The following is a 13,896-nucleotide window of genomic DNA, read 5'->3' on the forward strand; positions in this document are numbered from 1 at the left end:
ATCGACTCAGTCGCCTGAGACGCCCGGGGTGCGATGCCCGGCGCAGTCGAGGCTGATCAGTTCACCGGTTTCGAGCTTCAGCGCGGTCAGGCTGCCGCCCCAGATGCAGCCGGTGTCCAAGCCGTGAACCTGATAGTCGGGCCAGTGGACGCGTCCCAGCGTCGACCAGTGCCCGAACACGATGCGCTGACCGGCGCTGCGCCGGCCCGGCACCGCAAACCAGGGCATCAGACCCTCGGGCTGCGTACCGGGCGCGCCTTTGGGTTTCATCGCCAGGTCGCCCTCGGCCGTGCAGTACCGCATCCTCGTCAGGCAGTTGACGATGAATCGCGTCCGCTCCCAACCGGACAAATCGTCGGACCAGCGACGCGGTTGATCGCCATAGAGATGGGCCATGAACTCACGGCGCCGCGTGCCGCCGAGAACGGACGAGGCTTCGGCTGCGAGCCTCAGTGTGTCCTCGACCGTCCACTGCGGCGGCAGGCCTGCGTGAACCATCAGCGTGTCGGTGCGCGGTTCATGCACTGCCAGGGGCTGCGCCGCCAGCCAGGCCAGCAGCTCGGAGGCGTCGGGCGCATCGAGCACTTCGGCCACGGTGTCGCCCGGTTTGAGGCGGCTCGGGTCCTCCGCGCAGGCGAGCAGGTGAATGTCGTGATTGCCAAGGACCGCCGTCGTGCGTTGCGCTTGCTCGCGTGCGTAGCGCAGACAGGCCTGTGATTGCGGGCCCCGATTGACTAAATCGCCGGCCAGCAACAGCCGGTCTTGCGCCGGGTCGAACCGCAGACGGTCGAGAAGTCGGCAGAAATCGTCATAACAGCCTTGCAAATCGCCAATGGCGTACGTCGACATGAACCATTTGTCCGGTAAGCTTGGCCGCCCAGATTTCACGACCGATGAGCGGTAGGTATTGCCTCAATCGGGAGCTTTGACCCCGTTCAGGTACGCCAGCATAGTAGCGACGCTGACTGATGGGGTCAGTAGCCGATAACAGGAGCCGCACCAATGCTTAACCAATACCTCACCCGCCTGCCGAGCAAAGAAGAAGGCGCTACCGCCGTCGAATACGGCTTGATCGCCGGCCTGATCGCCGTCGTCATCGTCGGCGCGCTGATCCTGATCGGCCCGCAGCTCGACAGCGTGTTCACGTCGATCTCGACGGCGCTGGGCAACGCAGCGAACTAAACTCGCTGTCGATGCAAGCAAGGGCCGGATGGTGCATCGCACATCCGGCCCGAATCGGGCGCCTGTGCGGGCGCTTTTTCCACCTGGTCACCATGCGATGGATCCGCAGCGCAATAAGAGCCCCGAGAGCCCGGTCCAGCCAAAGCACCAATCCGGTGCGACGGCGATCGAGTTCGCGTTCGTTCTGCCGCTGCTGATCGCGCTGACCTACGCTTTGTTTGTGTACTCGTACGTCTATGTGGTCTACGAGTCGATCAATTTTGCCGCGCAGCAGGGTGCCGAAGCCGCCGTGGCGGTGGACCCGGGTGTCGACGATGTCGCTGGACTGATCACGGTCCGCGCTCAGACCACGATCGCCAGCGTGCTGGACTGGCTTCCCGAAAGTCAGCGTGCCGCGTCGATCGGTCCCAATGGCTCAGCCGTGCTGGTGACGTTCTGCTCGCCCTCCGGTGGTGGTGGCCAGTACTGCCCGGCCGTTGAAACCGGCGCCACGCCTGTGGTCGTCCGCATCAACTTCCCACTGTTGGCACCGAACCTGTTTCCCGTTTTGGAACTTCCGCTTATTGGTACTGTTCCGCCCCTGCCCGCGGCGATCGTGGGCGTTGGCGTGGTCCTGATTCCAGGACAGATTTGATTCACCGTCGGTCGCCGGACCAGACGGTTTTGATTGGGGAGCAATCTGATGAGTAGTTCAGCTGCCAAACTGATGGCGGTCGTGGGTCTGATTCTGACGCTGGTGCTGGCGCTGGTGGCCTTCAAGGTCAGCCAAAACTACGCCCAGACCGCACAACAGGCATCCGCGCCAGTGGTCGACCCCGCGACGCCGGTCGTGCCGAAGGTGCTCGCGGTGGTCGCACTCAAGCCGCTGGCCGCGTACAGGCCGATCACCAAGGATGACGTTGCGCTGGTCGAAGTCACCGTCGCGCCGTCGGACTACTTCACCAGCGTCGCGCAGGTCGTCGGCAAGCAGCCCGTCGTCGATGTCGACGGCGGCGCCCCGGTAACGCGCCGCTATTTCGGCGAGGGCAATTTGCTGGCGCGTGCGATTCCGCCCGGATTCCAGGCGATTTCGGTCGAGATTTCGGACGTGGTCGCCGTCGGTGGCTTCATCCGCCCGGGCGACATGGTCGATGTTCTGGTCTATCTGCGCGACGGCAACGACGTCGAAGACGCACAGGCACGCGTGTTGCTGAAACAGGTCCGCGTGCTGGCCTACGAGGAGCGTTTGGTCGACCGTCCGGACGGCCTGTCAGATGAAGATCGCAAGGAGTCGGGCACGGGCTCGTCGCGTGCCAGCAACCAAACCCGACGCACTCGGACGGCAGTGCTTGCCGTGCCCGAATCCGACACCACGCGCCTGATGCTCGGCGCCAGTCAGGGCGAGTTGCGCTTGGCCTTGTACAGCCAGAGCCTGCCCGGCGAAGAACCCGCCGAGCCTGCATCGGAAACGGTCGTCGCCGGTGGCATTCCGGCCAGTCCCGATGCGCTGGCAAAGATCGAGGCTGAAAAAGTTCCGGATAAGGCGTTGTCGATTCAGCAGCTGTCGCGTATCAAACCGCCGCCGGCCAAGGCCAGCAGTGCTCCGATTCAGGTGCCCGTCTATCGAGCATCCAACGTGGAAACCGTGGCGGTACGACCGTAGAGTCCGCCGGCAATCTTGCCGCTGCGGCGTAACAGGAGCCGACGCCTGCGCAGGTGTCGGAGTAGGAACAGGTAAATGAGTAGCAACGAAGCGAGATCGCGAATGAAGCACGGACTCCGCGGCAAACTGATGGGTATCGCCCTGTTGGGTTGCCCGCTCATGGCGACGTCGGCATACGCCGCACCGGCCGTCAGCGTTCCTTCGGCAATGCCGGCCGATCACGTTATCCAGGTCGAGGCGGGCACGCACAAGCTGCTGCGCGAGTCCGTGACGATCCGCCGCGTTGCAGTCGGCGATCCGGCGACGGCCGACGTCAACGTCATCAATGGCCGTGAACTGCTGATCAGCGGCAAAAAGCTCGGCACGACGAGCTTGATCGTCTGGACCGGCGCCAATCCGGTTGAGTACCGGATTCGCGTCGGCGCGATTCGCGATGCCATTCAGCCGGCTGCGACCGATCCGGAACTGGGCAATGCGCGTGTCGAAAAGGGCTACAGCCTGGAGGGCCGTCTTCCGAACCTGACGGCACACCGACGCGCGAGTCTGGCGGCTGCCAACGGAAAGGACCCGATCGCCGATATCAGCCAGGTCGACCTCGACACGCAGGTCACGACGCAGATCAAGATCGCCGAGGTCAACCGCACCGTTGCCCAGCGCTACGGTTTCAACTTCTTCAAGAACGTGGCCAACACCACGGCCGGCATCGCGCCGCCGAGCCTTCTGACCGGCGTGGTCAGCGGTCAAGGCGGCTTTGAATTGCAGAGCGGCTCGGGCTTTGTGCCGCTGCAGGACGCCTTCAGTCTGGTGTTCGGCAACGCCGCCGATGGCTTGCTCGGTGTGCTCAGCGCACTGGAAGGCAAGGGCATGGCGCGGACGCTGGCCGAGCCGAGCCTCACGGCAATGAGCGGTCAGACCGCTACGTTCCTGGCCGGTGGCGAGTTCCCGATCCCGGTTTCGCAGGGTGGCGGCGGCGGTAACAACGCCTCGATCACCATCACCTACAAAGAGTTCGGCGTTCGCGTGTCACTCACGCCGACCGTTTTGGCGCGCGATCGCATCGCGCTGAAAGTCGCCCCGGAAGTGAGCGACCTAGACTTCACCGCTGCAGTCCAGATCAACGGAATCTCCGTTCCGGCACTGACGGTCCGCCGCACCGATACGACGGTCGAACTCGGCGACGGCGAAAGCTTCGTGATTTCCGGCTTGGTCAGCAGCACGCTGGTTCAGAACGTTGACAAGGTGCCGTGGCTCGGCGACGTGCCGATTCTCGGTGCGTTCTTCAAGAGTGCATCGACCGATCGCAACAATCGCGAGCTGATCATGATCGTGACGCCGCATTTGGTGCGACCGATGGCGCGCGAAGCCAAGCTGCCGCCGCTGCCGGGCGCTGCGTACGATAAAACCAAGGCTGACTTCGGCCGGCTCGTCTTCGAGGAAACCGGTGACTTCAAGCCGTCCGACTACGGATTTGGTCGTTGATGTGAGCGTCGACATGCTTGCCCGGATGCTGCGCGCCCCTCGTAGGGCGCAGGTGGTTGAACTGTGAAAACTCAGGCTTTTGTCGTTGCCGACGATCCCGTCTACGCCAACTGGCTGCAGACGGCGGTCGCAACGGCCGATTTCTCGCTGATTCGGCCGATCGACACCGAAGACCTGCTCAGCCGCCTGGAGTTTTCTGGCCGGCCGGAGTTGCTGTTCATCGAGTTCCACCCAGAGAACGCCGAGCAGCGCGGGGCAATGGTCGAGAGTGTCGTCGATCGCTTCCCGGAATTGATCGTCGTCGGGCTGGGCGTCGACAACAATCCGGCTCTGGTTTTGGCCGCGATGCGCTCCGGTGCTCGCGACTTCTTCGTGCTGCGGCGTGACGAGGCCAATATCGCTGCACTGGTCGGCAAGCTGCTGCGTCGCACGTCCACGGCGGTGCCGAGTGTTCGTGGGAAGCAGGGCGTGCTGGCGACGGTACTGTCGGCGCATCCGCACGACGGCATTGCGTTCATGGCCGAGCACCTCGCGTGCGCATGCCAGGAGCGACTGCGGCTCAAAGAGCGCGTTCTGCTGCTCGATCTCGCGACGCCGGCGGGCGCAAGCTCGGTGTTTCTGAATCTAAGCCCCACATACGGCGTGCTGGACGCAATCAATGACGTGCATCGCTGTGATGCAACGCTGATTGAAACCGCGTTTCCGAAGCATGAAAGCGGGCTTTATGTACTGAGCCTGCCGGAGGAGTTGCTCGGCCGGCCGCATATCGACTCCGACCCCTTGCTGCGCTTGATTGCAGTGCTGCGCGGCTTGTTCGCCTGCGTCGTGCTGGCGGTTGACGGCTTTACGTCGTTGGACGTGCTGCGTGCCGTGCTGGCGCAGTCGGACCGGACGCTGCTGGTGACCGATCAATCGATCCTGAAGTCGCGGCACAACAAGTATCTGTTGCGCGCGCTGCGCGGCGAAGATGCGCCGATGGATCGCGTCGGACTGGTGATTGACCAGTACCGTCATCGCTTGGGTCTGGAACCCGAAAGCCTGGCCGAGTTGCTGGGACTGCCGTTGCTGGCCACGCTCGGAGCCAACGCGGCGAGCCGTATTCAGGCGATGAATTCCGGCGAAAGCTTGTTCAAGAGCAATCCCAAAGACCCTTATGTGATCGAGATGCGGCGTTTGGCTACGGCGCTGATCACCGGTGCGCCAGTGGAGTCTGCTGAGCCCGCGGCCAGCAAGAGCCTGCTCGGCCGGCTCTTCGGCTAACTGCGCCGCAATCGGGGACGCCGATGAACGCAAGCAACGATCAAATGATGCGGTTCCGTCTGACGGACCAGTATCAGCAGCTCAAAAGTGCGCTGCACAAGCATCTGATCGCGCTCATCGAGGATCGTAACCTCGACATCGACCAGTGGGATGCGACGCGCGTCGAGCGTTTCGTCGCCGAGCAAGTGCGCCTGTACATCATGCAGCAGCGTTTGCCGGTCAATCAGCGCGAAAGCGATGCGCTGGCCCAGGACGCTCGCGACGAATTGGTCGGCTTTGGTCCGATCCAGTCGCTGGTTGACGATGACTCCGTCAACGACATCGTCGTCAACGGACCGAACAAGGTGTTCATCGAGCGGGGTGGGCGGCTGTCGGTGGCGGCCGTACGCTTTGTCAACGATGCTCACGTCGTCCGCGTCATTCAGCGCATCTTGTCGCCGATCGGGCGCCGGGTCGACGAATCCACGCCGATGGTCGACGCGCGCTTGCCCGATGGATCGCGCGTCAATGCGATCGTGCCTCCGATCGCGCTGGACGGCCCCTGTCTGTCGATTCGCAAGTTTCGCCGCACCGCGCTGACCGGTGAAGACCTGTTGAATACCGGCACGCTATCGCGCGCGGCATTGGATTACCTCCATGAGCGCGTCCGCGGTCGCGCCAACATGATCATCGTCGGCGGCACCGGCTCCGGCAAGACGACCTTTCTCAATCTGCTATCGCAGTGGATTCCGCCGACCGAGCGCGTCATTACCGTAGAAGATGCAGCCGAGTTGCGGCTCGAGCACGACCATGTCGTCCGTCTGGAGACGCGACCGCCCAATCTCGAGGGGCAGCGCGCCGTCACCGCGCGCGACTTGGTGCGTAATGCGTTGCGCATGCGCCCTGATCGCATCATCGTCGGTGAGGTCCGTGGCGACGAGGTGATGGATATGCTGCAGGCGATGAATACCGGGCACGACGGGTCGATGACGACGCTGCATGCCAATGCTCCGAAGGAGGCGGTCCATCGGCTCGAGTTGCTCGCCGGATTTGCTGGCTACACCGGTAGCGAAGCCAATTTCCGCAGTCAGGTTGCCTCCGCGGTGAATCTGTTTGTTCACGTCAGCCGCCTGGTTACCGGCGAGCGCAAGGTGATGGCGATCACCGAGGTCTACAGCGAAGAGGGTGATCCGCTGAAGCTCCGCGACCTGTTTCGCTTCGACCTCGATTCAGCTCAACACCTCGATCTTAGGTCTGCCGCATGAAGCTCGCGATTCTGGGCGTCGCCGCTTTGCTGATGTTCGCCGGCGCGATTTACCTGTTTCTGTATGCGGGCCGCCGCGAGCGCGCCGAGGAAATGCTGCAGCGGCTGCGCGCGACGGACGATTCGATACCGGGCACGGTGGTCACCGAGGCCAAGGTGCACAACCCGGTCGTACGCTGGGCCTGTCATTTGCTGTGGCGGGCGGGTTCCGAAGCCAAGCCGGCGAGCGTGACCACGGGTTTGCTGCTGCTGATGGCCATCATCCCGTTGACGCTGCTGATTCTCGGCACATTGACTGGCTTGTTCGTGCTGGCAATGGCGTTCCTGATCGGCTGGTTCTTAATTGCGCGGCAGGCGTCGATGCGACGTGCCCAGATTGTCGAGCAGCTGCCGGGCTATCTTGAGGCGGTGATGCGTGTTCTGGCTGCCGGCAACACGCTGGAAGAAGCGATTGCATCAGGCGCGCGCGAAACCCAGGACCCACTGCGCTCGCTGTTCGTATCGATCGGTCGACAGGTACGCCTCGGTGCGCCGGTCGACGTTGTCCTGGCGGAGGCCGCCGAGATTCACCAGATTCGCGACATTCGTGTGCTGGCATTGGCTGCCAATATCAACCGCAAGTACGGCGGTACACTGCGCAATGTATTCCGCAGCCTGATCCAGTCGATCCGTATGCGTGAAGCGGCGCAACGCGAACTGCGCGCCCTGACGGCCGAGACCCGTTTCTCGGCGTTGGTGCTGGCCTTCATTCCGCTGGCGGTCTGCGGCTTTATCTTCTTGCGCAACCGCGCGTATTACACCGACATGTTGGCCACGCAGAGCGGCCGGACGACGCTGGTGGTGGCCCTCGTCCTGCAGGTTGCCGGCATGCTGGTGATCTGGCGGATGATGCGCTCGGCAACCGAGGGTGATGCATGAGTCCGGGTCTGTTTGCAGCGCTGGTATCGCTGACGCTGATCTTGGCGGCGCTGACGATTGGCGCTCTGATCTGGTGGGGCGTGGTGTCGTCCCGAGCGCGGCGCGTGCAGCGTCGCTTGCTGCCGGAAGCCGAGGTGCCCAACGACCTCGGTATCGGCAATGCCAATCCAGTGCTGCAAGGCATCGCCAGCCGCGGCAAGTCGATCGAAAAGGCGCTCGACAGTGAAGGTCAAAGCGCGCGGCTGATGATCCAAGCTGGCTGGCGCAGTGCGGAAGCTCGCTTGGTGTTCTATGTGATGCAGGGGCTGACACCACTGTTGATGCTGGGTGCCGCTTTCGGTTTCTGGACGGTGATGCCCGAACGGATTACCGCCCGCCCGGTGTTGTTTGTGCTGATGGCGGTTGCAGCGCTGATCCTCGGCGTACTGTTGCCGTCTCGTGTGCGCTCGACAATCGCCGCATCGCGCCGCCGGCAGATTCGCGCCGAAGTGCCGCTGTTCATTCACGTGCTGGTGCTGCTGTTCGAATCCGGCCTTTCGACGCGCCAGGCTTTCTCCAGCCTGGTGCGCGAGGGACGCGGTGTGTTGACCGAACTGGGCATTGAGATCGAGATCCTGCTGCGCCAGCTTGAAGCCGGCGCCGATATGTCCGAAGCGCTAACCCGGCTTGCCGACGCTCTCGAGGTTGCAGATCTGGCCACCGTGTTGCAGTTGCTGCGACAGGTCGACCGTTATGGCGGTGAAGTCAAAGAGCCGCTGCTCGAGACGCTGCAGGTGATCGAGGATCGCCGCGAGATGGATTTGCGCGAGCGCGTGAATCTGATCTCGGGCCGCATGACCGTGGTCATGGTGCTGTTCTTCTTCCCAGCCCTGATCATCTTCGTCGCCGGTCCCTCATGGGTCTCGCTGATCCGCGCGCTGTCCGGGGTCGCGAAGTGATCCGATCGGGCTCGCCGTTGTCGACGCTCGGCTTCGTCGTCGTCGCCTGCAGCATGCTCGCGGCTTGCGGCTCGACGCGCGTCGTCGAGCGCTCGCTTGATGGTGGCGAGCCACTGACTCAGGCCAGCGCCGCAGAGGATCGCCGAGTCCACATGGATCTGATCCGCCGCATGATCGATCAGAACCAGAACTATGCAGCGCTGGCACATATCGAAGCGCAGCAGCGAAGCCGCAACAGCGACGAACTTCGGCTGCTGGAGGCCGACGTCCGCCGCAAGCTCAATCAGACGGCGACGGCGCAGCAGATCTACCATTCGCTGCTTGCCGGCCCCTATGCGGCTCAAGCGCATCACGGCATGGGCCTCATTTGGGCCCAGAGCGACCCGGTGCAATCGCTGTCTCATCTGCGTCGCGCCGTACAACTGGCACCGACCGATGTCGAACTGCGCAACGACCTGGGTTATTCGCTGATGTTGGCGAGGCGCTATCCCGATGCGTTGCCCGAGATGGCCACCGCGGTCGAGCTGGACCCGAGCAGCGACAAGGCTCGCAACAACCTGTTGATCCTGATGATCCTGATGCGCGACGAGCGCTCAGTGCAGAGGATCGTCCGCGAATCGAATATCGACTCGGCGACGCTGGCCAAGCTGCGTCGTCAAGCCGAGATCCTGGTATCGACGCCTCGTCCGGCGCCGACACCCGTCACCAAGCCCAGCCGCGCGGGCTAGCCGCATGGAGTTGAAGATGAAACACGTCCGTTTTTCTATGGCGTTTGCTGCGCTGCTCAGCGTGACGCCTGCCGCTTACGCGCAGGAACCTGCGGCGGCAGCCGATGCCGCTGCGCTCGAGGCCGAAGCGCTTGAGTCGGGTCGATCCACCGCTGCCTGGCTCGATCTGCAGGTGGGCAACAGCGTGGCGCTGTCGGCGACGCGGCCGATGCCGGGTGAAGTGGCCGATCAGGTGTTTAGTCGCTACGTGAAGAGCTTCAGCCATCCGATCCCGGTCGAGTTCGCACGCGATCGCTTCATTCAAGGCGGCGGACAGTAGTCGTCTCGACGGCGTGACCCACGAGCCGTTGGCGACACGCGTTACCGCGGTCCGTCACCTTTCGGGACCGGCCAGTGCCTGACTCGGCAGCCGCCGATCGCCGCCTGCGCCGTGCAAGGCTTAGCAGCCCGCCAATCATTGCGGCGGGTTCGCTTGCAATTGCCTTGCTGGTCTTGGGCTTGTGGCAGCTCACCTCGGCGTATCGGCTATCGTTTTCGCTCGACAGCGAGGCCGCTCGGCGCCGAATCGAGCCGGCGCTGATCGAGGCCTATCGCAATCGGGACGCCGACCAACTGCAGCAGACCGCACGGGCGCTGCTTGCAGAATCATCACTTCGGCTGACCTATTTGACTGTCGTGAGCCCCGAAGGCGTGGTGCTCGCCGTCGCCGAACGCTATCAGATCGATTGGCCGTCATGGATCTCCGACAGCGTTAAGCGCAGCGCTCATGATCTGATCTACGGCCTGACGGGTCGCTTCGAGCGCGCCCCGGTCGCGGCGCCCGGCAGTGGCATCGGTCAAATCAACTTCATGGTGTCGCCGGGTCTGGTCCAGTCGGTTCGCGATTCGGCGGTTCGGCAACTGGCGCTGGCAGCGTTGGCAAACTGGGCCCTGGCGCTGACCGCCGCGGCTGGCGGCCTGTGGCTGCTGCGACGTTGGACTCCGCCGCCGGCGCCCTGGGTGCAACGCTTGGACCCGGAGTACCGCCCGCCGCAAATGCCGTTTTCGGCGGGCGAGATCGAAGAGCGGGTGTGGGACAACCTTCATCAGCGCGCAGGTTCGATGCTCGACGAGGTAGGCCGCGGCATGCTGGTGGTCGATCGTGACGCGGGCGTTCGCTATCTGAACCTGACCGCGCAACGTCTCACCGGCTGGGCGCTGAACGACGTGATCGGTCGCTTGGTGTATTCGGTTTTTCATTCAAGTGACGATCGACATACGTCGGCACTGACGCCGGCGGAGCTTTGCATCCGGGAGAACGAGGCCTCCGGCCCCACGGAGATGCGGCTGCGCAGTCGGGACGGCACTCAGCGGCCGGTCGAAGTGATGGCCATACCGCTGCGACGCCCCAACGGCAGCATTCATGGCGCTGTGATGTTGTTCAGCGACATCACCGACCGCGAGGTGCGCATTGATCAGCTGCGGCGCCAGGCGCGTCTGTCGCAGGGCGTCATTGATCACTTGGTCGAAGGCGTACTGACGACCGATCCTGCGGGGGTGATCCGCTTTGCCAATGCGCGTGCCTTGCGGATGTTCGGTTACTCGCGTGAGGACTTGGACGGCGTCACGGTCGCCAAGTTGATGCCGGTGCCGTTTCTGAACGCGCCATCGGTACGAATCACGGACTACATCGGCGCTGAGCGGGCAGCCGGTCTTCCGAAGGTGGTCGGCTGGCGTCGTGATGCCACGACGTTTCCGGTGGAGTTGGTCGTCCAGCCGATGACGATCGATCACAGTCAAGGCTTGTTGATGATCGTACGCGACATCACCGAGCGCCTGCGGTCCGAGAATCTGGCGCAGCGCTTGGGTCGATTGCTCGATGCTGCCGCCGAAGAGGTTTACATCTTCGACGCTCAGTCGCTGTTCTTCGTCGAGGTCAACCGCGGTGCGCGGCGCAACCTCGGCTATCACCCAAGCGAAATGACGCGGATGACCCCGCTGTCGATCAGCGAGGAACTGGATACCGAGACGTTCCTGAACTATCTCGGCCGTTTGCGCAGCGGCGAATCCGAACATGTCACCTACCGGTGCAAGCACCGTCGTGCCGACGGCAGCGGTTACCCGGTCGAGGTGCGACTCAATTTCTCACGTGAAGAAGAGCCGCCGGTGTTCATGGCGATTGCCGTCGACATCACCGAGCGCGAACAGGCCGAGCAGCGGCTCCGGTACTTGGCGCATCACGACGTGCTGACCGGCTTGCCGAACCGCGCCACGCTACAAGATCGGCTCGGGCAGGCGATGCTCGCCGCACGCCGAAGCAATCGCTTGGTCGCCGTGCTGTTCATGGATGTCGATCGCTTCAAGAGCTTCAACGACACCTACGGGCATGAAGTGGGCGATTCGGTGCTGCGTCAGGTGGCATCGCGCCTGTCGTCGTTACTGCGCGCCAGCGACACGGTGGCGCGCCTCGGCGGCGATGAATTCGTCGTCATTGCCGCGGGCTTGCGCGCCGAGAGCGATGCCGCCGTGCTCGCACGCAAGATTCAGCGCACGTTCGACGCTCCGATCGAGGTTCCCGGACAGCAACTGCAGGTGACCCTGAGCATCGGTGTGTCGATCTTCCCGGTTGACGATGTCGACACGGAGACGCTGTTGCACCATGCGGATCTGGCGATGTACGAAGCCAAGCAGTCCGGGCCGGGGCAGTTCTGTACCTATCAGGTCGATGTATCGCCCGAACGCCGGCGTCGGATCGAGTTGGAGCGTGGCATTGCCTCCGCATTGGCCCTCGACGAGTTCGATCTGGAATTGCTGCCGATCGTTGACGCTGTCAGTGGCTCCGTACGAGCGCTGATCGCCGGACTGGTCTGGGATCATCCCGAGTATGGCCGCGTTGTCGGCGATGAAGTGGTCGGTATCGCGCGTCGGGCCGGCTTACAGGCCGAAATCGAGTTGTGGCGTCTGCGCGCGCTCTGCGATCGGTTCGCTGACGTCGACGCCTCGGGCCCTGGCGTTGATCGCCTCAGTGGCGTCAATCCGCTGGTGACGCTGCCAAGCCTGATCGTGCCTCTCAGTGGAGCCCAACTTCGGCACCCCGATTTCCGGGCGCAGATTGATGGATTGATGCAGCGGGGTAGTTGGCCGCGCGGCGGTCTGATCGTCGCCAGCGACGCCGACACGCTACGCGAAGCACGCGCGTCAGCGCCCGAGCTGCTGCGGCGACTCTATGCAGCGCGTGTACGCCTGGCGCTGCTCGACGATGTTGCGTCGTTGTGCAGCGCGCTGAAGCAAGGTGGTCTGCCGCCTCTGGACCTGCTGATGGTCGATGCCAGCTATGACGCGGACGACTTGGCAGCCGATCCGGTACAAGCGGAGGCCTTGAGTCAGGGGCTGGGTATCGCACGAGCCAGTGATGTTCCGACCGTCGTCGTCGGGGTCAACAGTGTCGAGACCGCAGCTTGGTTGCGCTTACAAGCGTGCAGCGATATCGCGGGCCGTGGCGTGCAGTTGCCGATTGCCTCGCATCGCTGCCTCGACTGGATCGAGACCCGATCGATCGAGCCGTTGTAGTCCGCGCAAGCTGCGCGCATCGGTCTCAACGTGACGACCGAGTCGTATTGCATCAGTGCCAAGATCGGCGTCACCCCGAATCGCGTCGGCGGAAATGGCAGCGAGATCGCATCGTACTGCCGACGTCCCGATCGAATTTCCGCAATCTAAATACGGTAGAAAACAGGCAGGATTGCAGCAGCAGGTGAATCGAAGTCGTCGCATTTGCAAAGTCGTCGGACTCTCGATTCGATTGTTGGAACACATGTTGCATTCTCGATGTCACGATCAAAGTCATGCAGTTTGTCGGTGCAGATTCGCTATCGCCGACTGAATTAACTGTCATGAATTTGTTCTTAACTCATGCGTTTATGCAGTAAAAAATAGCGATTTGCTGACTTGACGCTCCCAGGTTGCCGTCCGACACTGGGGCACACGCTACGGAAGGCGCGCGTAGGTTTCTGTATTGCGTTTTGTACTTCGAAGGAACACAGGGGGTTTGTCATGGCAATCTCAGTTGGTGGTGGTATCGGTTTGGATGATGGACTCCAGGCCACATTTGGCGTCTACATCGAGAACGTTGTTTCTCTGAGTCTGAGCATTGATCTGTCGCCTGGTGCTGGCAGCTCGTTGATCACGCCGCAGCTGGCCCTTGGCCCGGCCGCTCACGGCGCCAGCGTGTCCGGTGGTGGTCTGGGTAATGTGCTGCCGGCAACGCTCGATGCCGTCGGCAACGTCGTGGGCAACTTGCTTGGCGGCGCTGCTGGCGCGTTGTTGCACCCGGGTTCGGGTGCTGGCGGCACGCTTGATCTCGCCGGCACGACGATCAACCTGCCGAGCCCGTTCAAAGGCTGATCTTGATTTGATCGGTTGAGGCACGACGACCCTTCGTCCGCACTGCGGGCGAAGGGTCTTTGCCGAACGCACCCGGATGACTTCTGTCGATCGGACCGCATGGGTCCGAGTGATTCGAGCGCT

The 13,896-nt window shown here is 63.0% G+C and carries 13 protein-coding genes; 12 read left to right on the forward strand and 1 reads right to left on the reverse strand.

All coding sequences use genetic code 11. The features are described from left to right. Positions 1–6: 6 nt before the first annotated feature. Positions 7–849, reverse strand: a complete 843-nt coding sequence (locus BUB09_RS08880; RefSeq protein ID WP_072896804.1) for a symmetrical bis(5'-nucleosyl)-tetraphosphatase — start codon at positions 847–849, stop codon at positions 7–9. A gap of 153 nt (positions 850–1,002) precedes the next feature. On the opposite strand from BUB09_RS08880, the gene BUB09_RS08885 reads away from it, so the two are divergent. The 12 genes from BUB09_RS08885 to BUB09_RS08940 all read left to right on the forward strand — a co-directional run bounded on the left by BUB09_RS08885 (position 1,003) and on the right by BUB09_RS08940 (position 13,773). Then, positions 1,003–1,182 carry a Flp family type IVb pilin gene (locus BUB09_RS08885; protein WP_072896806.1) on the forward strand — a complete coding sequence of 60 codons (180 nt, stop codon included), beginning with the start codon at positions 1,003–1,005 and terminating at the stop codon, positions 1,180–1,182. A gap of 97 nt (positions 1,183–1,279) precedes the next feature. After that, on the forward strand, positions 1,280–1,816 hold the full coding sequence (locus BUB09_RS08890; RefSeq protein WP_072896808.1) for a TadE/TadG family type IV pilus assembly protein: 537 nt from the start codon (positions 1,280–1,282) through the stop codon (positions 1,814–1,816). Between the two features lie 48 nt (positions 1,817–1,864). Further along, entirely contained in the window at positions 1,865–2,824 is a 960-nt protein-coding gene (gene cpaB / locus BUB09_RS08895; protein ID WP_084083287.1) for a Flp pilus assembly protein CpaB, read from the forward strand. 159 nt (positions 2,825–2,983) lie between these two features. After that, complete coding sequence (locus tag BUB09_RS08900) at positions 2,984–4,303, forward strand: type II and III secretion system protein family protein (RefSeq protein WP_245793214.1); 1,320 nt, start codon at positions 2,984–2,986, stop codon at positions 4,301–4,303. A 63-nt stretch (positions 4,304–4,366) separates the two neighbouring features. Continuing rightward, positions 4,367–5,563, forward strand: coding sequence for a CpaE/TadZ family protein (locus tag BUB09_RS08905; RefSeq protein WP_072896814.1), 1,197 nt, complete (start codon positions 4,367–4,369; stop codon positions 5,561–5,563). A 23-nt stretch (positions 5,564–5,586) separates the two neighbouring features. Then, entirely contained in the window at positions 5,587–6,807 is a 1,221-nt protein-coding gene (locus BUB09_RS08910) for a TadA family conjugal transfer-associated ATPase (RefSeq protein WP_072896816.1), read from the forward strand. Further along, positions 6,804–7,724 carry a type II secretion system F family protein gene (locus BUB09_RS08915; RefSeq protein ID WP_072896818.1) on the forward strand — a complete coding sequence of 307 codons (921 nt, stop codon included), beginning with the start codon at positions 6,804–6,806 and terminating at the stop codon, positions 7,722–7,724. The genes BUB09_RS08910 and BUB09_RS08915 overlap by 4 nt, the downstream gene beginning before the upstream one ends. Further along, entirely contained in the window at positions 7,721–8,662 is a 942-nt protein-coding gene (locus tag BUB09_RS08920; RefSeq protein WP_072896820.1) for a type II secretion system F family protein, read from the forward strand. Before BUB09_RS08915 ends, BUB09_RS08920 begins: the two co-directional genes overlap by 4 nt. After that, positions 8,659–9,390, forward strand: a complete 732-nt coding sequence (locus BUB09_RS08925; RefSeq protein WP_139250214.1) for a tetratricopeptide repeat protein — start codon at positions 8,659–8,661, stop codon at positions 9,388–9,390. The genes BUB09_RS08920 and BUB09_RS08925 overlap by 4 nt, the downstream gene beginning before the upstream one ends. A gap of 16 nt (positions 9,391–9,406) precedes the next feature. Next, a complete protein-coding gene (locus BUB09_RS08930) occupies positions 9,407–9,709 on the forward strand; it encodes a DUF3613 domain-containing protein (RefSeq protein ID WP_175550149.1) in 303 nt (100 codons plus the stop codon). A gap of 356 nt (positions 9,710–10,065) precedes the next feature. After that, complete coding sequence (locus BUB09_RS08935; protein WP_175550150.1) at positions 10,066–12,939, forward strand: sensor domain-containing protein; 2,874 nt, start codon at positions 10,066–10,068, stop codon at positions 12,937–12,939. A 483-nt stretch (positions 12,940–13,422) separates the two neighbouring features. After that, on the forward strand, positions 13,423–13,773 hold the full coding sequence (locus BUB09_RS08940; RefSeq protein ID WP_139250216.1) for a hypothetical protein: 351 nt from the start codon (positions 13,423–13,425) through the stop codon (positions 13,771–13,773). The last annotated feature ends 123 nt before the right edge of the window (positions 13,774–13,896 follow it).

Source organism: Hydrocarboniphaga daqingensis, assembly GCF_900129825.1.
Lineage (GTDB): Bacteria > Pseudomonadota > Gammaproteobacteria > Nevskiales > Nevskiaceae > Hydrocarboniphaga > Hydrocarboniphaga daqingensis.

Coding starts and splice junctions, on each gene's coding strand:
- BUB09_RS08880 (WP_072896804.1), bottom strand. CDS start 849: ATGTCGACGTACGCCATTGGCGATTTGCAAGGCTGTTATGACGATTTC.
- BUB09_RS08885 (WP_072896806.1), top strand. CDS start 1,003: ATGCTTAACCAATACCTCACCCGCCTGCCGAGCAAAGAAGAAGGCGCT.
- BUB09_RS08890 (WP_072896808.1), top strand. CDS start 1,280: ATGGATCCGCAGCGCAATAAGAGCCCCGAGAGCCCGGTCCAGCCAAAG.
- cpaB (WP_084083287.1), top strand. CDS start 1,865: ATGAGTAGTTCAGCTGCCAAACTGATGGCGGTCGTGGGTCTGATTCTG.
- BUB09_RS08900 (WP_245793214.1), top strand. CDS start 2,984: ATGGCGACGTCGGCATACGCCGCACCGGCCGTCAGCGTTCCTTCGGCA.
- BUB09_RS08910 (WP_072896816.1), top strand. CDS start 5,587: ATGAACGCAAGCAACGATCAAATGATGCGGTTCCGTCTGACGGACCAG.
- BUB09_RS08915 (WP_072896818.1), top strand. CDS start 6,804: ATGAAGCTCGCGATTCTGGGCGTCGCCGCTTTGCTGATGTTCGCCGGC.
- BUB09_RS08920 (WP_072896820.1), top strand. CDS start 7,721: ATGAGTCCGGGTCTGTTTGCAGCGCTGGTATCGCTGACGCTGATCTTG.
- BUB09_RS08930 (WP_175550149.1), top strand. CDS start 9,407: ATGAAACACGTCCGTTTTTCTATGGCGTTTGCTGCGCTGCTCAGCGTG.
- BUB09_RS08940 (WP_139250216.1), top strand. CDS start 13,423: ATGGCAATCTCAGTTGGTGGTGGTATCGGTTTGGATGATGGACTCCAG.